The organism is Pelagihabitans pacificus, from assembly GCF_009371985.2.
Classification (GTDB): Bacteria; Bacteroidota; Bacteroidia; order Flavobacteriales; family Flavobacteriaceae; genus Pelagihabitans; species Pelagihabitans pacificus.
In genome coordinates, this window is the sequence record NZ_VIKU02000001.1 from 1,619,503 (window position 1) to 1,641,081 (window position 21,579).

General features: G+C 42.5%; 17 protein-coding genes. 14 read left to right on the top strand and 3 right to left on the bottom strand.

What is annotated here, in order from left to right; translation table 11 throughout:
* Positions 1 to 5 precede the first annotated feature (5 nt).
* Positions 6 to 1,502: a GH3 family domain-containing protein gene (locus tag FK220_RS06955; protein WP_152573522.1), complete on the top strand. Its 1,497-nt coding sequence runs from the start codon at positions 6 to 8 to the stop codon at positions 1,500 to 1,502.
* A 16-nt stretch (positions 1,503 to 1,518) separates the two neighbouring features.
* On the opposite strand, the gene FK220_RS06960 is transcribed toward FK220_RS06955, so the two are convergent.
* The gene (locus FK220_RS06960) at positions 1,519 to 2,856 is read right to left on the bottom strand and encodes a glycerophosphodiester phosphodiesterase family protein (RefSeq protein WP_152573523.1); all 1,338 of its coding nucleotides are present in this window, start codon (positions 2,854 to 2,856) and stop codon (positions 1,519 to 1,521) included.
* A gap of 230 nt (positions 2,857 to 3,086) precedes the next feature.
* Here FK220_RS06960 and FK220_RS06965 point away from each other — a divergent pair, with 230 nt between their 5' ends.
* The 13 genes from FK220_RS06965 (at position 3,087) to FK220_RS07025 (ending at position 17,574) form a co-directional block, all read left to right on the top strand.
* Entirely contained in the window at positions 3,087 to 4,772 is a 1,686-nt protein-coding gene (locus FK220_RS06965) for a DUF6909 family protein (protein WP_152573524.1), read from the top strand.
* Positions 4,773 to 4,775: 3 nt separating this feature from the next.
* The gene (locus FK220_RS06970) at positions 4,776 to 5,786 is read left to right on the top strand and encodes a hypothetical protein (protein ID WP_152573525.1); all 1,011 of its coding nucleotides are present in this window, start codon (positions 4,776 to 4,778) and stop codon (positions 5,784 to 5,786) included.
* 55 nt (positions 5,787 to 5,841) lie between these two features.
* A complete protein-coding gene (gene rfbB / locus FK220_RS06975; protein ID WP_152573526.1) occupies positions 5,842 to 6,891 on the top strand; it encodes a dTDP-glucose 4,6-dehydratase in 1,050 nt (349 codons plus the stop codon).
* Positions 6,892 to 6,957: 66 nt separating this feature from the next.
* Positions 6,958 to 7,827 carry a glucose-1-phosphate thymidylyltransferase RfbA gene (rfbA, locus tag FK220_RS06980; RefSeq protein WP_152573527.1) on the top strand — a complete coding sequence of 290 codons (870 nt, stop codon included), beginning with the start codon at positions 6,958 to 6,960 and terminating at the stop codon, positions 7,825 to 7,827.
* Complete coding sequence (gene rfbC, locus FK220_RS06985) at positions 7,824 to 8,369, top strand: dTDP-4-dehydrorhamnose 3,5-epimerase (protein WP_152573528.1); 546 nt, start codon at positions 7,824 to 7,826, stop codon at positions 8,367 to 8,369. Before rfbA ends, rfbC begins: the two co-directional genes overlap by 4 nt.
* The gene (gene rfbD, locus FK220_RS06990) at positions 8,366 to 9,232 is read left to right on the top strand and encodes a dTDP-4-dehydrorhamnose reductase (protein ID WP_152573529.1); all 867 of its coding nucleotides are present in this window, start codon (positions 8,366 to 8,368) and stop codon (positions 9,230 to 9,232) included. The genes rfbC and rfbD overlap by 4 nt, the downstream gene beginning before the upstream one ends.
* Positions 9,233 to 9,240: 8 nt before the next feature.
* The gene (locus FK220_RS06995; RefSeq protein ID WP_152573530.1) at positions 9,241 to 10,932 is read left to right on the top strand and encodes a class I SAM-dependent methyltransferase; all 1,692 of its coding nucleotides are present in this window, start codon (positions 9,241 to 9,243) and stop codon (positions 10,930 to 10,932) included.
* A 23-nt stretch (positions 10,933 to 10,955) separates the two neighbouring features.
* Positions 10,956 to 11,915, top strand: a complete 960-nt coding sequence (locus FK220_RS07000; RefSeq protein WP_152573531.1) for a ComEC/Rec2 family competence protein — start codon at positions 10,956 to 10,958, stop codon at positions 11,913 to 11,915.
* A 9-nt stretch (positions 11,916 to 11,924) separates the two neighbouring features.
* Positions 11,925 to 13,337, top strand: coding sequence for an oligosaccharide flippase family protein (locus tag FK220_RS07005; RefSeq protein ID WP_152573532.1), 1,413 nt, complete (start codon positions 11,925 to 11,927; stop codon positions 13,335 to 13,337).
* Between the two features lie 128 nt (positions 13,338 to 13,465).
* The gene (locus tag FK220_RS07010) at positions 13,466 to 13,810 is read left to right on the top strand and encodes a hypothetical protein (RefSeq protein ID WP_152573533.1); all 345 of its coding nucleotides are present in this window, start codon (positions 13,466 to 13,468) and stop codon (positions 13,808 to 13,810) included.
* Between the two features lie 198 nt (positions 13,811 to 14,008).
* Complete coding sequence (locus FK220_RS07015) at positions 14,009 to 14,452, top strand: FISUMP domain-containing protein (RefSeq protein ID WP_152573534.1); 444 nt, start codon at positions 14,009 to 14,011, stop codon at positions 14,450 to 14,452.
* Positions 14,453 to 14,644: 192 nt separating this feature from the next.
* Positions 14,645 to 15,835 carry a hypothetical protein gene (locus FK220_RS07020; RefSeq protein WP_152573535.1) on the top strand — a complete coding sequence of 397 codons (1,191 nt, stop codon included), beginning with the start codon at positions 14,645 to 14,647 and terminating at the stop codon, positions 15,833 to 15,835.
* A gap of 44 nt (positions 15,836 to 15,879) precedes the next feature.
* Positions 15,880 to 17,574 (top strand): O-antigen ligase family protein, encoded by a 1,695-nt coding sequence (locus FK220_RS07025; protein WP_166204803.1) that lies wholly within the window; start codon positions 15,880 to 15,882, stop codon positions 17,572 to 17,574.
* Here the strand turns inward: FK220_RS07025 and FK220_RS07030 are convergent.
* Both FK220_RS07030 and FK220_RS07035 read right to left on the bottom strand, forming a co-directional pair.
* On the bottom strand, positions 17,555 to 18,433 hold the full coding sequence (locus FK220_RS07030; protein WP_166204805.1) for a diacylglycerol/lipid kinase family protein: 879 nt from the start codon (positions 18,431 to 18,433) through the stop codon (positions 17,555 to 17,557). The two genes, FK220_RS07025 and FK220_RS07030, sit on opposite strands and share 20 nt — an antisense overlap.
* A gap of 13 nt (positions 18,434 to 18,446) precedes the next feature.
* Entirely contained in the window at positions 18,447 to 21,425 is a 2,979-nt protein-coding gene (locus FK220_RS07035) for a sulfatase-like hydrolase/transferase (RefSeq protein ID WP_152573538.1), read from the bottom strand.
* Positions 21,426 to 21,579: the final 154 nt, after the last annotated feature.

Genomic DNA, 21,579 nt, shown 5'->3' on the forward strand with positions numbered 1-21,579 from the left:
CGCCAATGTCCTTCAAATCGTTCGCCGCCAAAATATTTGCCAATATTATTGCCAAAAAAACCGCCCAATGGGCGGGTGATCCGCTAGGCACGCAGGAACGGGTCTTTAAAAAACTTTTACAAACAGCTAAAACTACTAAATTTGGAAAAGATCATGATTTTGAGGGGATACGTTCACATGCAGATTTTGTCGCAAAGGTACCCATTCGGGATTATGAGGAACTAAAACCCTATATAGAGCAGGTCGTCGCGGGCAATCGCGATATTTTATGGCCAGGGACACCTATTTATTTTGCAAAAACTTCTGGTACAACTTCAGGGGCTAAATACATCCCGATCACGAAAACGTCGATCAAACATCAAGTCGACGCCTCACGGAACGCTATCCTGAGTTATATCCACGAGACTGGAAATGCAAGCTTCGTCGACGGTAAAATGATTTTTTTACAGGGAAGCCCTGAGCTAACGGAGAAGAACGGGATAAAACTGGGAAGGCTTTCAGGCATTTCGGCCCATTATGTGCCCAACTACCTGCAAAGAAATCGACTGCCCAGTTGGGAAACCAACTGTATCGATGACTGGGAGACCAAGGTCGATGCCATCGTCGAGGAAACTATCGACCAGGATATGACGGTCATTGCCGGTATTCCTTCTTGGGTACAGATGTATTTTGAGAAGTTAAATACCAGATCGGGGAGGAAGGTCGGTGAGCTCTTTAAGAATTTTCAGCTATTTATTTATGGAGGCGTCAATTATGAGCCCTATCGAGCCAAGTTCGAGGATTTGATCGGCAGAAAGGTCGATAGCATCGAATTGTTTCCTGCCAGTGAAGGTTTCTTTGCCTATCAGGATTCTCAAAAAGAGAAAGGGATGCTATTACTTCTCAACTCGGGCATTTTTTATGAATTTGTCAAGGCCGATGAGTTTTTTGAAGAGAATCCCGTCCGCATTACGTTGAAAGATGTCGAATTGCATGTGAATTATGTGATGATTATTTCTACCGATGCAGGTTTGTGGGCGTACAACCTTGGAGATACCGTTCGGTTTATTTCCTTGGAACCATATAAGATCGTTGTTTCCGGTAGGGTCAAACACTTCATTTCCGCATTTGGCGAACACGTGATAGCGAAAGAAGTGGAGGAAGCAATGCAACGGGCCATTGCCGAAACCGATGCCCAGGTAAACGAGTTTACCGTAGCTCCTCAAATAACAACGGAGACAGGGGAGTTGCCCTATCACGAATGGTTGATAGAATTTCAAAAAGAACCCTCCGATATGCCAAGGTTCATCACAATTTTAGATGCTGCCCTCCAAGAACAGAACAGCTATTACTACGACCTGATTGCCGGTAGTATATTGCAGACATTGAAAATAACCCCCATTAAACAAGGCGGCTTTTTGGAATACATGAAGTCAATAGGGAAATTGGGCGGCCAGAACAAGGTGCAACGACTTTCCAACGACCGCAAGGTGGCCGATGTATTGGTCGAGTACAAAGCATAGTCGTGTTTGGGAAACCTTATTTGGAATTGCCTTCCGGTGCGGGATCGAAGACCCATTTATCGGCATACATGCCGTAGACTAGACCAATTTCGTTTTCCTGTACATATTTTTCGTCCTTCCCGGGATCAAAGTTCACGTTGTAGACATACACTTTGATGCCCGCATCCCTTAGTGCTAGGAGTAAATCGATTTCTTTCTGTATAATTCTTCTGGATAGCGCTACATATTGCACCTTATTGGCTTCCAAATACGTCAACTTATCCCCCTTTATTTTCGCTAAGGGTTCTTGGGAAATCATGGGTGATATCCCATTTTTTGAGGCCTCCTCTATAGACATCAGGCTAAAGAGTTCCATGACCAACCTACTTTTATCAACGAACTGTTCGGCAAATTGGATAGGGTCGTTCACCTTATCGGTAACCAAAATAGCGTCGGGATGGGCAGCGAACCATCGGTTGATCGCCTCAAAGTCCATCGTGGTGTACTTTCCATAAATTTTGTGCTTCTTAAACTCGGCGTGGGTTACCGGCAGTTCCCCCGTGTAATCTGTAAATCGGGCCCACATTTTCCAATCATGCGCCGCCACGAGTTGGCCGTCCTTGGTTTTAATAATATCCAGCTCAAATAGCCGGAATCCCCTCCTGTAGTTTTGATCGAGGGCTTCGAGGCTATTGGTTGATTTGATACCGTCTACTTCACCTCCGGCATGGGCGATATAGCGATCGTTGCTCGGTTCGAATTCATACCGGATCCTTGGAAAATACTCATGTTCATGCCGAATATCGTCGGGAATGTCCAAATTTAGACGAATGGATACATCATCGACTCTTTCCTCAATTTTTCCGTTGAAGTTGTGCATGGCATAGGCTTGCCTATTTTTGAGTCTTCCTAATACCGTAAATCCAAGTTTTTGAAGTTCTTCGGCGTACTTACTGAGCGCGCCGGCAGCGGAATCGTGCGCCAGAACTGCAAAAACGGCGTTGTTCTCTTGCAATTTTTTGAGAACGGTCATAAGCTCCTCCGATGCTTTTTCGCTTCCGTAGGTATCGAATGATTTGAATTCGTAATCGGAAGAAGTTTTAAAGTGCACCACTGTCAATCCCCTTTCAACTCCCTCCTGGACACCACCGATCGAAAAACCACTTTTCTTTTGTGCATGAAAGCCGTGGCTGTTCAATACAATCTGGTCTTCGGAAAGAATAAATAAGTTGGCAGTTTCCCCTTTTTTAGCGGCTAGAAGATTTATTGGCGAACCCCAAACGAGTACAATAACAAGGGAACAAAACAGTGAAGTATTCACTAAACGATTGGTTTTGTCATATAGGAGATCATATATAGTAGTTATGAGGCGCATAACAAAAGAAGATTTGGTTGCTACTTGAACGCAATTGCATCAATCTTATTGCAGGTTTCTCACCACGATAGGTACCTTTTTGAATTTTAGGGGCCCATAGTAACATTTGCATTGTTCGTATCTTTCTTTTGGCTCCGTAATTTGCTTATCTCATCCGTTAGGCTGTAAACAGGACTCAACTCGGTGATCCATCTTAAATATTTAATCGTAATTTTGCTCGAAATTCTACAATGGGCAAAACAACCAACACCACCCGTGCACAGGAATCGACCAACGCTATCGAGCGTTTGTATATTACGATGCGCCACTTGTTCAACCGTGGTTTTTATAAACCTACGGGCGTTTCCGGCGAGACTCTGAAGAACGCCCTGCTTCAATTACGTCCTGAGATTTATGGAAGCATCGCCGAGGAAAAGGCAGAACTGAACGGATTGATCTATGTTTTGGAGCGTTTGCCGGAAGGAATCGAGCAATGCCGTTTTATCAATCTTACTTCGGACGAGGGCTACGGGAAATCGCATTTTAAACCGATCATACCGCCCAAAAGAAGACGTAATTGCTATCGGATCGACAAGGAGCAAATGAATGTTGAGATTACCAGGGGCCGATCGGATATTTACGACATTCTTACCCATTTGACCTTCCTTTTTATTGAATCACAAAAGATTTGCAAACGGGTATTGATCGAGGATACCGACAAAACCATCCGTGACTGGACAAAGTTGGAGTCTGCGGTTAGAAAAACAAAATTAACCCAAGCGGAAAAGGAAGTCGCTTTGATCCATACAGCCAATATCCTTGGACGTTCTTTCGAGGAAGTGTTGGAGGTATACTCGAAATTCGCCACCAAAACGAATCCTGAACGCTTTCTCCACATCGTGTACTGGATGGGAAAATTGGCCATTGAGGAAGAGGTAACGGGAGAGAAGCGGGCCATCACCTTCAGCACCCTGCTTCGCGAGCGCCTGGGCCATCATATTCACGGGGAACTTTGGGCCGATACCATTAAGGAAACCCTTTCAAAACACGGGTTGCTACAGCGCCCCATTCATATTATCAGTGCCAATATGCATAGCGTAATGAACTCCCTTTTTGCACGGAATGCATTAAAGAAAGAGTTTCCGAACAACGGCTCCTTGGAAATCTATGAGGCGCTGAGCTCTTCCTCGAATACGGCCCTGCGAAAAAAGGTGACCACGATGGCCAAGAACAATGGAATGGTCGAATTGATCGATACGTCAGGGACCAATATCGATGTGCAGATTTTTGATATGGCCAAGATTGGAAAAGATGCTTGTTGTTATGAACTTGCGGCCGACCTATCGGAAGACCAAAAACCTGTTATCTTTGTGATGGACTATGCCTTTGGGGAGCAGGCGTATGAAACGGTCGATGAGTTGCTGCGACCGTTCGGAAAAGGCAAGAAGAAAAGGGTCTTTTTGAACATAGAGTCCATTTCGATTATGGGAAAGGCAGGTATTTTGGAGGGGGGTAAAGGGGATCTGATGATTCCGTCGGCCCATATTTTTGAAGGTACGGCAGATAATTATCCCTTTAAGAACGAGTTGTGCGCAGCGGATTTTGAGGGCTATGGCCTAAGGGTTTTTGAGGGTACCATGGTGACGGTTTTGGGAACATCACTCCAAAACAAGGATATCTTGAAGTTTTTTTATAATAGTACCTGGAACGTTGTCGGACTTGAAATGGAGGGGGTGCACTACCAGAAAGCGATACAGTCGGCCTCCAAGATACGTAAAAGCATTCGTGAAGATGTAAAGGTTCGATATGCCTACTATGCTTCGGATAATCCGTTGGAGACCGGTAGCACTTTGGCTTCCGGAGGGTTGGGCACTACCGGCGTAAAACCGACTTACTTGATCACCGATAAGATTCTAAAACAAATTTTCAATTCGTAATATATGGGAAATCAAAGAGAAACTGCTTCCAATGATTCCGAAGAAATAGAATTGGGCAAGTTACTGCAGTTATTCCGAAAAGGATTCAACCGTATTTTTAGCGGTGTTTTGCGCATCTTCCTTTACTTGAAGAAGAATGCCATAAAACTTGGACTTCTTATCATACTGGGAATTGCGGTCGGACTGTTACTGAATACGTTTATAGACAAAAAACTAAAAACGGAAGTGATAGTGAAGCCCAATTTTCAAAGCAAGGACTACTTGTATGACGTAGTGGATGAAATTCAGGCAAATATCCTTACAAAGGACACTCTTTTTTTTAGCAATCTGGGAATTGAAGTAGCTGAAATACGTGGGTTTGAAGTTACAGTGTCACCTATTGAAAACAAAGAACTGGACAAAGAGGATACAAAAGAGCGAAACGAGTATCTTGATATTTTACAAAATTACAAGGAAAACGATTTTGTTGTTGAAGCTATTAAGTCAGAAATTTTAAAGAATACGGTGCTTACCCATAGAATAACATTTTATCATAGAGACAAGGAAAAGGGAGCGGAATATGCATCCAAACTTGTTGGTTACATCAACGACAATCCATACTTTAATGAACTGAAAAAGGTGTCTTCTGAAAATGCCCTGGAAAGAATTAGCAAGAATACCGAATTAGTTGAACAAATCGACATATTGGTTAACAATTACTCGCAACAATTGTCTTCGGAAAACAAAGTGGTCGGTCGCGAAGGGATGGTATTATTTGATAAGGAGAAGGAGGTCGATATCACAGCCTTACTGTCCTTAAAGAACAGACTAATTAAAGAAATAGAGGAAAAACGAATTGAGATATTCGAACAGAACAACGCAATCAAGATTATAAATTTTGGAAAGCCACAAGAGGTAAAAAAACAGTTTTTGAATAAAAGTCTTACATTGATTCCAGCGATTTTTCTGGGAATATTTTTTGTAGTATCCTTGATAACATACCTAAACAAAAGATCCAAAGAACTTATCGAATAGAAGAATTTACAAAGACTGACAATTTGGTCATTCCTATAACATAAAACATCTTTTTATGAATATTTTAATTACCGGAGGTGCGGGCTTTATTGGTTCCCATGTCGTTCGGAAATTCGTGAATACATATCCAAAGTATCATATTTACAATTTGGATGCCCTTACCTATGCAGGCAACTTGGAAAACCTAAAGGACATTGAAGATGCCTCTAACTACCATTTTATTAAAGGGGATATTGTAGATGAGCGCTTTGTCAACGACCTTTTCGAAAAGCATCGTTTTGACGGTGTCGTACATTTGGCGGCCGAGTCACATGTAGACCGTTCGATAAGCGATCCGTTGGCATTTGTCCGGACCAATATCATTGGTACCGTGAACCTTTTAAATGCTGCTAGAAACCTATGGAACGATGACTACGAAGGGAAGCGATTCTATCATATTAGTACCGATGAGGTTTATGGTTCTTTAGGCGCTGAAGGTTTGTTTACTGAAACCACTGCTTACGACCCAAATTCACCCTACTCGGCATCGAAGGCTGGTTCCGACCACTTTGTTCGTGCCTATGGTGAGACATACGAACTCCCCTATGTTATCACAAATTGCTCCAATAATTATGGCCCCAACCATTTTCCTGAAAAACTCATTCCTTTGTTTATCAACAATATCTTAGAAAATAAATCTTTACCGGTTTATGGGGATGGAAAATACACACGTGACTGGCTGTTCGTTGAAGACCACGCCGCAGCGATTGATTTGGTATTCCACAAAGGTAAGAATCACGAAACCTACAATATCGGAGGCTTTAATGAATGGCAGAATATCGATTTAGTGAGATTATTGTGCAAACTAATGGACCAAAAATTAGATAGGCCATCAGGAGCATCCGAGAAACTTATAACGTATGTCAAGGATCGTCCGGGCCATGATCTCAGATATGCAATCGATGCAAGCAAAATAAAAAAGGAATTGGGGTGGGAACCTTCGGTTACCTTTGAGGAAGGTTTGGAACGCACAATTGATTGGTATTTATCAAATGAAGACTGGCTTCATCACGTGACTTCTGGGGACTATCAACAATACTATGCAAAAATGTACCAAGAGAACTAATGCAGTAAGTGGTTAAATGTAGCCATATCCCGATGAGCCGTCGGGAAGGACTTAAAAAAGAAATAAATGAAAGGAATAATACTAGCAGGCGGTTCCGGAACACGTCTACATCCTTTAACGTTGTCGGTGAGTAAGCAGTTGATGCCTATTTATGACAAACCCATGATCTATTACCCTTTGAGCACGTTGATGTATTCGGGGATTCGGGAAATATTGATTATATCTACCCCAAAAGACCTTCCCTTGTTCAAAGAACTGCTTGGTGATGGACAGAAGTACGGATGCTCTTTTTCCTATGCGGTACAGGAGGCCCCGAACGGGTTGGCCGAAGCATTTATTATTGGTGCTGACTTTATTGGGGACGACAAAGTCGCTTTGATCCTGGGCGATAACATCTTCTATGGGTCTGGGTTGGCAAAACTACTGCAGTCGAATAATGATCCCGATGGGGGCATTATCTATGCGTACCGGGTACATGATCCCGAGCGTTATGGCGTGGTGGAATTCGATGAAATGGGTAAGGCCATCAGTATAGAGGAAAAACCGGAGGAACCCAAATCGAACTACGCGGTGCCCGGTATCTACTTCTATGATAACAGCGTCGTGGAAATCGCGAAAAATATCCCGCCCAGCAAAAGGGGGGAACTCGAGATTACCGATGTTAACAAAGTATACCTTCAAAAGGGAAAGCTGAGTGTCAGTATTTTGGACCGGGGAACCGCTTGGCTCGATACGGGTACCTTCCAATCCTTGATGCAGGCATCCCAGTTTGTAGAGGTAATCGAGGAACGACAAGGGCTTAAAATCGGGGCCATTGAAACAGCGGCCTATGAAATGGGCTATATTGACAAAGAGCAATTCAAGCGACTGGCTGAGCCGTTGATGAAAAGTGGGTACGGAAAAAATCTACTGGGAATCTTAAATAAGCATCAATGAAGGTGACAGAAACAAGACTAAATGGTTGTTTTATCCTCGAACCTGCCATTTTCAGTGATGAACGGGGCTATTTTACCGAATCTTTTAACGCCGCACGCTTTAATAAGGCTGTCGGATCTGAAGTGCATTTCGTACAGGACAATCAATCGTTCTCTACCCAGGGCGTGGTACGGGCCCTACATTACCAGCTTGGGGAATATGCCCAGGCAAAGTTGGTAAGGGTGCTTAGTGGTACCGTTCTTGATGTTGCGGTAGATCTTCGTAAAGACTCTCCCACCTTTGGACAACATGTGGCGGTAGAACTCAGTTATGAAAACAAAAAACAATTATTCATACCTCGAGGTTTTGCCCATGGTTTTGTGGTGTTGACAGATACTGCTGAGTTTTTCTATAAATGCGATAATTATTACCATAAAGATGCGGAGGGAGGTATTCTGTACAACGACCCTACCCTGAATATCGATTGGAAATTACCGTCCGATCAGCTAAAGGTTTCCGAAAAGGACTCGGTATTGCCAACTTTTGACAGTGCGAGGATATGAAGCGAGTTCTAGTTACGGGAGGTCAAGGCCAATTGGCCACTTGCATAAGGGATATCGCGGGAGATTATCCGTACTACGATTTTACCTTTATAGATTTAGACGAACTTGATATAACGGACCAAATGGCCGTAGAGAACTATTTTGATCAAAACCGTATGTCGGTTTGTGTGAATTGTGCTGCCTACACCGCAGTGGACAAGGCAGAGGTCGAGAATGAGATGACGGAAAAGGTGAATGTAGACGGCGCGAAACACCTTGCGGAAGCCTGCAAGGCCCAGAATGCGGTATTTATACAGATATCGACGGATTTTGTATTCGACGGCAACAGTTCTTCACCTTATACCGAAAAAGATAAGACCAACCCTCTAAGTGTCTATGGGTTGACGAAGCTGGCTGGCGAGGTGGCAACAGCAAACGCGCTGGACAATCATTATATCCTAAGGACCTCCTGGTTATATTCCGAACATGGGAACAATTTTTTGAAAACCATGCTTAGACTGGGTGCTGAAAGGGAACAGTTGGGTGTGGTGTTTGATCAGATCGGCACTCCTACCTACGCTGGTGATTTAGCTCAACTGGTCTTGAAAATTATTACGGAAAAAGTCGATGCCTTTGGCACCTATCATTTTAGTAATGAAGGAGTAGCCAGTTGGTACGATTTTGCAAAGGCTATTTTTGATTTGAGCGGTACGGCGGTAAAACTGTTACCTATAAAAGCGGAGGCATATCCAACGCCCGCCAGAAGACCGGCTTTTAGCGTACTGGACAAGTCAAAAATCAAAGCGGCACTTAATATAGAAATCCCTTATTGGAGGGATAGTTTGGTCACGGCGTTAAAAAAAATAGAAGAGGGAAACCACTAAAAGAAAATATGAAAGTAAAAGAGTTGGCATTTAATGAAGAATATGGGATATACTTGAATCCTGGTAAAGTCATCGACTATAGTGATGGCGCAAAAAGCGAACAGTATACCTTTGATTCCTTGAAAAATGCAAAAGATACCTCCATTTTCTCAATGGAACTCTTTGAACGTATCCGGGATTGGAGCAGCGAGTATCATTTGACCACCTTTAGAGCCAATATTCTACGCCCCTTAAAGATTAAGAAGGAACATAAGGTACTGGAAATCGGTGCTGGTTGCGGGGCTATAACAAGGTATTTGGGCGAGACCGGAGCGACAATTACTGCGGTCGAGGGAAGCCTGTCGAGAGCAAGGTGTATCGCCGAGCGCTGTAGAGATCTGGAAAATGTTACTGTGGTGTGCAGTAATGTAGAGGATGTTGAGTTTGAGGAAAAATTCGATATTATCACTTTAATAGGTGTTTTTGAATATACTGCCAAGTATTCAAATCGTGACAATCCTTTTTATACAGCCTTGAAAAGTTATGCAAGCCTCTTAAAGCCCGATGGTTCCCTTGTGATTGCCATTGAGAACAAATTGGGTCTAAAATATTTCTCCGGTTATAATGAAGACCATTTTGCAGAGGCCTACTTTGGTCTTGAAAGTAGGTACGGAGAAAAGGACATCACCACTTTTGGCCATGATGAAATCGAGGGGATGTTGAAAAAAAGCGGATTTGAATCCACCGAATTTCTATATCCTTTTCCAGATTATAAACTTCCAAAAGTGGTGATCACGGATAGCGGTTTGAAAAACGATGACTTCAACGCGGCTGATTTGATTCGTTTTACCAAGGACCGACACTATAATCCCAGGCCCAAAGCAAATTTGCTCAATGAATATTTGGTTTGGGACTCCTTGGCTGAAAATGGATTGATAAAGGATCTTTCCAACTCATTTTTAATTGTTGCCTCCAAAAGCACGAACCAAGAATTGCTAGGTCAATCGCTTTTGGCAGAGTATTATACCTGTAATAGATTTGAGCCCCACAATACCCGTGCTTCCTTCCATATTCTGGGGGAAGATAAAATTAGGGTTCGGAAAAGCCGACTAGGGAATGAACCTGTAGCTGTGGGTAGCGGCCTGTCGCAGCATATTCAGAACGAATCGGACTATATTATAGGCGCTAATTTGCACCATATCATTACCGGGGCGTTGTTTAAGAGACGTTTTTCTGAATTTGAGGGATATATGGTGGACTGGGTAAATTATTTGAAGTCGGAGACATTGGTTCATGACAGTGGGGCAGCTTCCCTGGTCAGGCCCGAATTTTTCGATGCGCTGCCTTTCAATATCATTGTTGATGAGAATGGCAAGTTTAATCTTTTTGATCAGGAATGGACGACAGAAGAGCCCTTTGACATCACTTTTTTGGTAGTACGTTACCTTGCCATGCACAAACGGAACAAAGGTCTGTACCGCGGGTACTCGAGCTCCTATTCAGGGTTTGTAAATCGGGTACTTTTGAAGTGCGGTCTCCAGGAAATCAGCAAAAGCAAGTTGAAAAAATACGAGGCCCAAGACAAGGTTATTCGAAATAAGGTAAATAGACCGGGGGGCTTGGCCCCTTTGCAAATAAAAAAGTCGTTGGTTTTTCTGTTATTGCATAAATTAAAGGAAATCAAAAAGTATCTTTTATACGGGGTCTTTGCGCAAAGATAAATACGGACTGAAATTATTGGGAAATGAAACGGTTGTTCTCCTTATTGGAAAAGAAAACGCCCGGAATTTTTGGTGTGAAATGGCACTGGATTTTCATGATATTTCTTTTTTCCTGTTCCAATTCTGACGACTACACTAGGGAACTGGCCATCCAGTCCTTTCCAGACCGTACCGAAGATTTTTCCCTTTGGCAGTTGGAACCCTTTTTTCAGGAGGTACAGATGGGGTATATCATCCGGACCGATGATGGCAAAGTTGTGGTGGTCGACGGCGGTGGGGCCTTTGCGGCACCCTATCTGGAAAGTTACCTTAAACAACTCGGGGGTACCGTACATACTTGGATCATTACCCATGGCCATACAGACCATGTGAATGCGCTTTTGGAAATTCTGGCCGCGAATACCATCCATATTGAACGGTTGCTGCATGCGCCCCCTGATAGCTTTTGGGTTATCGAACACGAACAGATTGCCGCAAACACCTTTTCGAGATACCTCAACACCGTGCAAACATCGTCAATCCCTCTGCTCGTTCCCCAAAAAGAGGCGGTTTATGAATTGGGAAAGGGCGTGCAAATCGAAATTATTAGTACAACCATGCCCGATATCACCTGGAACGCCATCAACAATTCTTCCCTGGTCTTTAAAATTTCAAGCAAGTCGAAGTCTATTTTGTTCCTTGGGGATATGGGACCTCTGGGGGGCAAGAAAATAATGGAGATTACCGCACCGGAAAAGTTAAGGGCCGATTATGTACAGATGGCCCATCATGGGCAGGAAGGGGTGGACAAAGAATTCTATCGGCTCGTAGGCGCCAAATATGCCTTGTGGCCTACCCCTGAATGGTTATGGAACAATAGGGCCGATCAGAAAGGATATGATACAGGGAACCATAAAACACTCTCAGTGCGTCGCTGGATGGAGGAATTAAGAATCAACAAGAACTACGTCTCTGGCTTGGAAGGCACCGTTCAAATCGACTGATCCACAATTATGGCCACCATATCCAAAAATCTTTTTTGGTCCTTAATCACCTCCGTACTACAACTCTATACCGGCAGTATTGTCTTTATCGCACTTGCTAAGCTGATGGCCGTGGAAGATTTTGGAATACTAAGTTTTGGTTTTTCCCTTTCGGCATTGGCCGTCATTGTGGCGGATTTCGGTTTTTCCCTAATGGTCATTAAGGACTACCCTAAACAAGGCGATCAAAGTGGCAAGTACCTGGCCAATAGCCTGCTCTCCAAAATGGTCCTGGCGGCGGTAAGTGGCATTTTTTTCTATATATACCTACTGCTGTTTTATAATGGTCAATGGCTACAAGTGGGTGGCTTGTACCTGGTGTTCGCTGTCGTGGCCTCTTTCACCATTTATCTACAATCGCTTTTAAAAGTCCAAAATAGGTTTAACAAGTATACCGAGTCCAATTTGGTCTATGCCTTGGCTGTAACCATTTCCGTAGTGCTGTACTGGCACTTGAAACTGAGCCTTTTACAATTGGTTTTATGTCTGCTGGCCGCCAAGGCCATGCAGCTGCTTTGGACGACAGTACTGTGTAAATTCGATTTCATTAAGTTCTCCTATGACGGAAAATTAATGGGCAAACTGCTTAAAAACAGTTGGTCTTTTGGGGTGTTTGGAATTTTGGGCATCTTTTATTTTATGGTGGATACCCAGATCATTTCGGTTTACCTTGGGGCCAAGGAGGTGGCACTTTATCAAGCTGTTTTTCGGATCATATTGATTTTGATGGTGTTTTCGGATATTATGTCGAACGTACTATTGCCCTATCTATCCTTTAAATTTTTTAATAAGGAAAACGTTGGGGAACTTGTATCAAAGCTATTTTTGTACCTATTGATTATTGGCTGTTCCCTTTTTCTTGCATTCACTTCGTTTAAGACCGAAGTGCTAACACTTCTATACACTCAAGAATACCAAGAGGCCGCTGCTCTGGTGCTGCCGTTTTCCATTGTTGTGATTCTGCGAACGGTGTCCACCTTATTGGGGAATATCTTGACCATTTCGAACAAACAGGTCTACCGGGTAATCACTGTTAGTGTCTCGTTGTTTGTGAGCCTGCTTTTAAACCTGATATGTATTCCAAAATATGGTATCCTAGCAGCGGCGTGGATCAGTGTCTTGGTTCATCTGATTCTGTTTGGAATGTATTTTGCCTATAGCAGGATAGAAGTACCTTCTATTGAGCTCCATTCCCTATCGAACCTCTTTTTGGTGGCGGTTACCATTATCATCTACGGAATGATACATCATGTGACCAGTGGCGGTCTTTGGATCGTCTTGGGCTGTGCTGCACTCTGGCTATTGACAGTTTTCGGTATAATGAGGCAGGGCAATAACTTGGATTTCTTGAAACAGGTCTTGAGAGAAAAAGGGGTAGGGTAATAATATTTAGGATTGTTGATAAAATAATAATCATGATATCTAGGTTTATGAAAATGTGATAATGTCATTCCTTCCCTTAAACTTCTTTATAAATCGACATACCATTGTAAGGATTAATATCAAATTCCATGAGATTCAAGTTTATTGTTCTGCTGTTTATCGGATTTGCTCTTGGCGGTTGCTCCAAGGATGAAAATGCTGTTCAGGCCGAAATAGCAACGCTTCCTATTTCTAATATTGGGTTAAATTTTGCTGCTTCGGAGGGGTATGTGGCCAATAAAACTCCTTTAACGGAAACAACCAAAAAAGAGCTATGCTGGAGTAAGTCCCAAAACCCGACCATAAATGATTTTAAACAAGCATCCAGCAATACCGTATTCGATGGTATTGCAGAATACCAGATTAATATGGTCGATCTAGATAGAAGCACACAATATTATGCACCAGCCTATGCCAAAATTGGTGAGAGTTAAATTTATGGGGAACAAATCTCATTTAGTACTGCAACTGAATATTTTACCGATAAAGGTTCATTTATTGATGTCCGGGACAATATGGAATACAAGTGGGTTACTATTGATGGTCTGACATGGATGGCAGAAAATCTAAAACACTCGAGGGGACTTGTTTTTGGAGAAAATGAAGCTTAAGTCTACGGATATTCTGGGGAGTTGGACGGAGCAGGTTGGCCCATTGATTATGATTACGATTATACAATATCATTGGATAATTATAAAACCTACGGACTTATTTACGGTTCTGTTTTAGACATTTCCTGTCCACAAGGATGGCATGTCGCTACGGTGGAAGAATGGCTACAGCTAGTCAATTATTCTGGGGGAGTTCAAAATGCTGGAAGGCTTCTAAAGTCAAAGGGTACTGATTTATGGGCAGCTCCGAATGAGGCTACCAATGAAACAAACTTTTCTGTACTGCCCGAGGGTAATTTGTCGAGGTTTCAGTTTTACGATTATTCCGGTCTCGGGACGGCTACTTCCTTTTGGGCTGCTTCAACCAATTATAAACCAGTTTCCATACTATCTTTTTGGGATGATGACTTTGTATCGATTGAAGATGCGCGCTATTTTCAGACGGGGTATTGTAGATGTGTATAAGACCTTTAGAACTTCACTTTTTCGTTTTTGAACCCCACAAACTTCCCTAATTCCTGACCTTTCTGACACTAAGAGGAATAGGCCAAGGCAGATATCTGAAAATTCTAGCCGAATTCTGTACCGGATATCTTATTGTTGTATTTTTATCCATATTTAATTACCTGCACAACAAGAAAATAGCTACTGCCAAACATGCGAAGCCTTCTTAAGCTTATTTTTATAATCACTTTGCTGGAGCTTTTTGTGGGCGGTGGTGGAAGGGTCTTCGAAATTGGTGGGGCCACCTTGCGCATCCTGCTTTTTTTCCTGAACATCGTGATTGTTTCAGTGCTCTATGTGTATCGAGCAAAAATTCCAAAATATGTCGTGGTGTTGGTGGCCTCGGTCCTATGCATTTTATTGTTTTATGCCGTTTTGGGATGGTTCAACGGAGCTCCATTTGCACTGATTGCCGAGGATGTAAAACCCTTGTCCTATTTTTTTAGCATCCTCTTTTTTAGCTATTTTATCGATAGCAAGGAACGGGTACAATTGATTGTTTCACTGATCCAGAAGACTAGTCTGTTTATGGCTTTGGCCTATATCGGTATTCAATTGCTTTTTTTTCTGGGGAAAATTAGCTTTTTGCCTTTTTATGAATATGTAAATACGAAGGTGTCCTCTTCAGATTTTATCTTCAGGGGAACGCAGGGGCTTTTCTTTTATAAGGGGTTTTTGTACATGGTGGTGGGACTCATTTTTTGGATTCACAGTAAGAACTCGCAATATAAAGGGATATCGATCCTCATATTGATGACCGCCATGATTCTTACGGGAACCAGGGGCTTCATACTTATGTTCGGCTTGTTATATGCTTTGTTTTACGGAATCCCCTTGTTGTTGAAACTGAATATCAAGGTGCTCATTTTGGTAGCGGTGCTGGTCTTGGGCAGTGTCTATTTCTTTGGAAATTTTGAACTTGGCGATAAAGACCTCAGCGATTCTATTAGAATACAGCAGCTGATACAGGTGACGGAACGAATAAATCCTATTAGTTTTTTTATTGGCCACGGATTTGGTATCGGTGTGCCTGTTCGGGAAGTACATATGGAAATAGGGTATTTGGAAGTGTTTCATAAACAGGGTGTTCTTGGTCTATCTCTCTGGGGACTCCTTTTTATAATCCTGTACAACACCTATATTAGGGAGAAAAATTTTCTCGAAATCCGAAAACCCTTTTTCTTGGCTGTCCTGTTTGTTATTTTGTTGTCTTTGACCAATCCATTCTTTAATAATCCCATTGGAATATCACTATTCATGATTGCGCTATCCGCCTTCACCGCGCTCAATAAGACCGCGAAAAGAGATGATTCAAAAATGGCTGTAAATGTGTCTGGCTCATGAAGTTTCCGGGTTCAATTGCTATGGTTCCCAGAATAGTGTTATGTATGGCCCTCTCCTTGATTGTGAACATACTGATAGGCTATCACCTCCAATCCTTGCTTTCGGAAGGGCGTTTTTCTGTTTTGGTGGATGCCGAATACCCAAAGAATGGCAGCATGCAGCTATTGTACGATACAGGAAAAAACTTCAATAATACCCAACAGGTTACCGCGATCGTAGGTAAAGGAAGGCAACAACTGCGATTTCCTTTTCAGATGCGAAAAGGGGGACAGCTTAGACACTTTCGCTTAGACTTTGGTTCGGACATCGGTATAAATAAGGTTGAAATTAATTCTGTCGCTTTTTACAATGATAAAAGCCGCCTTTTTCTTCTGGAAAAGTCGACTATAGCGAAGCGCTTGGGTTTTATGGCAGGTATTTCCGATGTGCAAGAGAACGCCGCGGTTTTTACCCTGAATGTCGACACGACCCCTTTTGACCCTTATATTGTCTTTGACCCGGTAAACGAGTTGATCTATCCCAAATGGCAACGAACGCTGCTGTTGGTGCTCCCTTGGTTGGTTTTGTTAGTATTGCCGTTACTGCGCTGGTTGGGTGAATTAAAGGAACAAGGACACTATAGCTTACTATTTATTGGCTTGTTTATTGGCGCAATTCCCTTAAAAATCGCCTGGGTCACCTTTGCTAGCTTGTTGTTACTGGCTCACGCCATGTTGAATGGTTACCGGAAAAGACGATTCCAGTTTGGTCCAAGTCAAATCGCCCTACTAGTATTTTTTTTGGTTCCATTATTGTTTTTGGGGCAGGGTGAAGCCTCCAAACTGGCCATTCCCCTGGGTTTTGTATTATTTTCCCTGATTGGGGTGCTGGTTGATTTTTCAGCCCATGGTGTAGCCATCAAAAAAACATACATAACGGTATTTTTTGTGCTGATGTCCATCATTTGTGTGAGTTGGCTGTTGTTGATGCTCTATAGTGGGTATTATTACAATATTAATTGGTTCAACTATTTTACCAATATAAAATCGAACGCACATGCTACCTTGTATTGGTTATACTATCCGCATACCACCTTTCTATCATTTTTTATCGTGATTGGCGGCCTATTTTGTTTGGATCTCTATAGAAAAGGAGGGATATCCAGGGTCTATGGCTTAATGTACGCCTTGTTCGCCCTATGTACTTTAATCCTTCTAGGGTCCCGCTTTGCCCTGCTCATGGGCCTAGCCCTGCCTTTTTTGTATCGCCTACCTGTCAGGCACCTATCCCGATGGGTGGTACCCATTTGGATGGCGATTTTTGCCGGAATCGTATATTTTATTGGCGTTTTGGACGTTCAACGGGAGCAGCTATGGAACGTTACCTGGACTGCATTCAAGGATAAGATTTGGCTGGGCCATGGCACAGGAACATCCGATGCCGTTCTGCCGGACCATCTGCTTATCGATAAGGGCGGGGTAGATATTCTCATGGAAGTCAACCACTCCCACAATCAGTTCCTGACTTATCTTCTGGAAAATGGTTTGTTGGGCACCTTGCTTTTTCTTGCGGCCTTTTTATGGCTATTCTATCAATTTGTAAAACAGGGAAACAAAACCATGGTACTGGTGAGTTTCATGGTGTTGATGTTGATGGTAGTGGAATCACCATTTCGAACTACGACTTCGCTTTACACAATTGCCTTCTTATTTACGGTGTTCTACCGTCCGGAAAAAACTATTAAGGCCGCGGGCAAATAATTTCCAAAGACTTAGGCAAGACCTTAACATTTAATGAAGGTACGTTCCACTCCAAACTCTCACCGTCAATCTGGATTTTAAGTGGCTGATCAGGGCCTAAAAGAGTAATGGCCTCTAATTGTTTCCGATGTATTCTTGTAAAGGATGGAAACTTACGAAAAAAGGCAAAAACCATGAATAAGGATAGTAAAAAGAGGTTCGATCGTTCTACCCGAATCATATCCAATTTTCCGTCGAATAGGCTTGCATCCGGCGTTAAGGTTCTATTGTAGCCTAATTGATCGGTATTCGAGAGTAACAGTAGGAAGGGGGTCGACTTTAAGCTTTCATCGTTTTCCAAAAGCTCAAAAGAGGAATATTTAAAAGATGAAACTGCCTTGAGAAATGCCCTGAAATAGGCTTTCATACCCCGTTGCGGCACTTGGTCGTAGCAGTGGATGACCTGGGCCGAAAAGGCAACACTGAAATTGCAAAAAAAATAACGGTCATTTATCCTTCCAACGTCCATTTTCCTGCTGTCGGACTGTTTTAGTATTCTAAGAGCGGAGGAAAGCCTGGTCGGAATACCCAAGTGTCTGGCCAACCCGTTTCCAGAGCCAATGGGGAGTATGCCCATTGACACAGGCTTATTCACCAAACATTGAGCCACTTCGTTGACCGTTCCATCGCCCCCGCAGGCTACAATGGTTTGGGCTCCTTCTGAAATGGATGCCATGGTTAGTTCTATGGTGTGTCCTTTGTATTTCGATAATTTAATGGTCAGCAGATATTCATGCATGTTAAAATACCGCTGTACCTCGGATTTCACTCGCGCGGCATTGGGGGAAAGTTGGTTGACGATGAAATGGAGATTTCTCAACGATATTATCTTGTCATTTACTATGGGTTTCTGCAGTGGTCATAAACGAAGGAATCCACTGATCGGCATACATACCATATACCAATCCTATTTCGTTATCAAAGACATGTTGTTCATCCTTTCCGGCATCAAAATTCACGTGATAAACATATACTTTGATTTGATTTTCCCTAAATGCCGAGAGTAATTGCTTTTTGTTGGCGATATTTCTACGCGACATGGCAATGTGGTTGACATTGTTTGCCTTCAAGTAGGACATAATATCCCCTTCAATCTTGCCCAAAAGACTTTCTGAAAGCAAGGGGACTACTCCGACCGTGACCGCCTCTTTAACCGCAGAAAGACTAAACAGTTCCATCATGAGACGATTTTTATCTACAAATTGTGAGGCAAAATTTTCCGGGTTATTGACCTTGTCGGTTATCAGTATCGCATCGGAATGCTTCCCAAACCACTCGTTGATCGTGCGCATATCCAAGGGGGTGTACTTATCGCGTATTTTATACTGTTTGAATTCTGAAAGGGAGACAGGGGTATTCCCCAGGTATTTGGTTTCTTTGGCCCAATGACCCCAATCATGCGCGGCGACATACTCCCCGTCGGAAGTTTCGAGTATGTCAAGTTCGAAAAGACGAAATCCTTCCGCGTAATTATAATCGAGTGCCTCCCTGGTATTTGTATACTTAATGCCATTTATCATTCCACCAGCATGGGCAATATAACGATCTGTCCTGGGAACAAATTCCAATTTGGATGGAGCAAAATAGCTGTTATTATTCTTGATATCTTTAGGGTAGGGAACGTCCGTTTTTAAGGTCGTACCATCTACGAGCTCAATTTGTTTTCCCTCAAGGCTATAGCCTAAATAGGCTTGTCTGTCCAATAGTCCACTTAGTTTTTCTAACCCTAATGCCTTGAGTTCATTTGAAAAATGATGTAGACTTTTGGCGGCCGAGTCATGGGCAAGAATGATGTACTGTGCATTGTCTTTCGTCAAGCTTTCCAATATGCCGATAAATGCTTTCGTATCCTCCCGACTACCGTAAGTATCAAAAGTTCTGTGTTCGTACCCCATTTTCGTGGTATTGAAGTAAAGGAGGGTCAGGCCTCTAGATACCTGTTCTTTCTTACCCCTTATTGAGAAACTACTGGGCTTTTTGGCGTTCCAGCTATTGCTCTCAAGGATGATGTATTCCTGTTTATCCTCCACAAGGGCAATACTGCCCAAGAGTGCTAAATCATCCTTGTCAAAAACTAGTTCGTCCGTACCTTTTTTTGTGATTCCAAAGTGATGTTCACCCTTAAGAGACCCATGAAGATTCCCATTCGTCACAAAAATATCCAAATAGGCAAATGACTTGGGATCATTGAGCAATCGGTTTATCTCTATTTGATAGTCATTAAAAGGTCTTAGATTTTTATCAAATAAAACACGTTGGCACGATCCCCTATCCGGTAACTTGTTCGACAGCACCATAAGGTCTTCGCTGTTCCTGATTTCAAATTCCGCCTTTTCTTTGTTTATCGTAACGTAAATTCCATCTTCGCAGTCCAGTGTTTTAAGCGCTGCATCATTCAGCCTTAACAGATTTTTATCGTTCTGGCGCAAAAATGCGTTTTTATCCGGCTCGATTATAAAATCGGTCAGGAACTTTGCATTATGTTTGACCCCCGCCCCATCCAAGATAAGTTTAGGAAGGTCAATTTGGTAAATGTCTTGGTTCAGCCGATATGTTGATCGTACAGCTTCTGAGTTCGTGATAACATATAGGGACCGTTCCTCAAAATCTTCCAAAACCCTTGATTTGTTTCCCATTAAGAGATGATCGGGATATATATAAAAGACTGTATTCGAAAGCATCCCTTCCTTGTCCATGAAATCTATCAAGTCTCCCACAAAATAATCTGTTGCCGAGACCATTAATTCCAACCTGCTCTTTTGAGAGGGTAATAGACTGTCAACCCTTCTATCTGGAACTCCATTGGGAAAATGTGTTGAAATTGAGGAGAGGAACAAGGCAAAGGGTTCTGTGGATTCTTTTTTTAAAAGAAGCTCCTTCTTAAATTCGGCAAACAGGTCCATATCCTGAATACCCCAATCCACTACGTCATATTTGGTGTCAAAGTCTTTTTCCGATTTGACTGTAAAGCCGAGGGTTTTTAGCATATCATCAATTCCGGAATACTCTTTTTTTCCAATAAAATATTGGAGATCATAACCTGCACTTTTTAGTACATCCGCTAGGGACGTGAGTTTATTTTCATAACTATTCTGAAAAACACTGTTGCCATGGGTCCCGAAAAAAGCAGGTACCCCGGTCACCATGGTATACATAGATGCTGAGGTCCATCCTCCAGCCGGGGATTGCTTCATATTGTAAAAGGAATGGCGCTTCGCTAGGTCGGATAGGTTTGGGGTAAGGTGCTTTAATTTTGCTCCCAAATATCCCTTTTCCATGGATTCCAAGGATAGAACAATGATATTCTTTCCCTTGGAGGCCTTTATTTTTTCCTTTCCAACGTACTGGTTTTCATCAATGTTAAGGGAAGAAAGTGCCTCATTGAAGGAAGCGTTCCCAGCAAATTTTAGCAGTATTGTTGAATAGGCGTTATTGAGAATACCGCCAGATAAACTCAACACAATGACACCTACAACCAGTCCTACGACCAAAGGAAGCCGATTATGAAAATTGGACCTAATAAACCTAGCGAGGTAGTGGATGAGCACTATACTTCCAAATAGGGCCAAGACTACTAAGACCCCTTCTTTTCCAAAAAATCCGGCAACAGAGAGCACGTCTCCTAGATTAAAATTCTCATAAAACCTATAATCGGCAATTTCTCCGGTTACAATGACCGAACTGAGTTGGACGACATATATAAGGGCTAAAAAAAAAGATAGGAATACTGAAAAAACCTTGTTTCCTAATGGAATAAAAGACCTGATAATTGACAGAATCAGTAATAGTATAATCAGTTGAATTGCCAACATTCCATGTCATTTGGATAATTGTCTGCAAATATAGCGGACTACCACTTAAAACGCTAATCGCAGTTATGAACGAAAAGAATCGCAACTTACCAGAGACGGATAAAGACTCAAATTTCCTACTTTTGAAACTTAGATTCATCACGGAACAAAAACC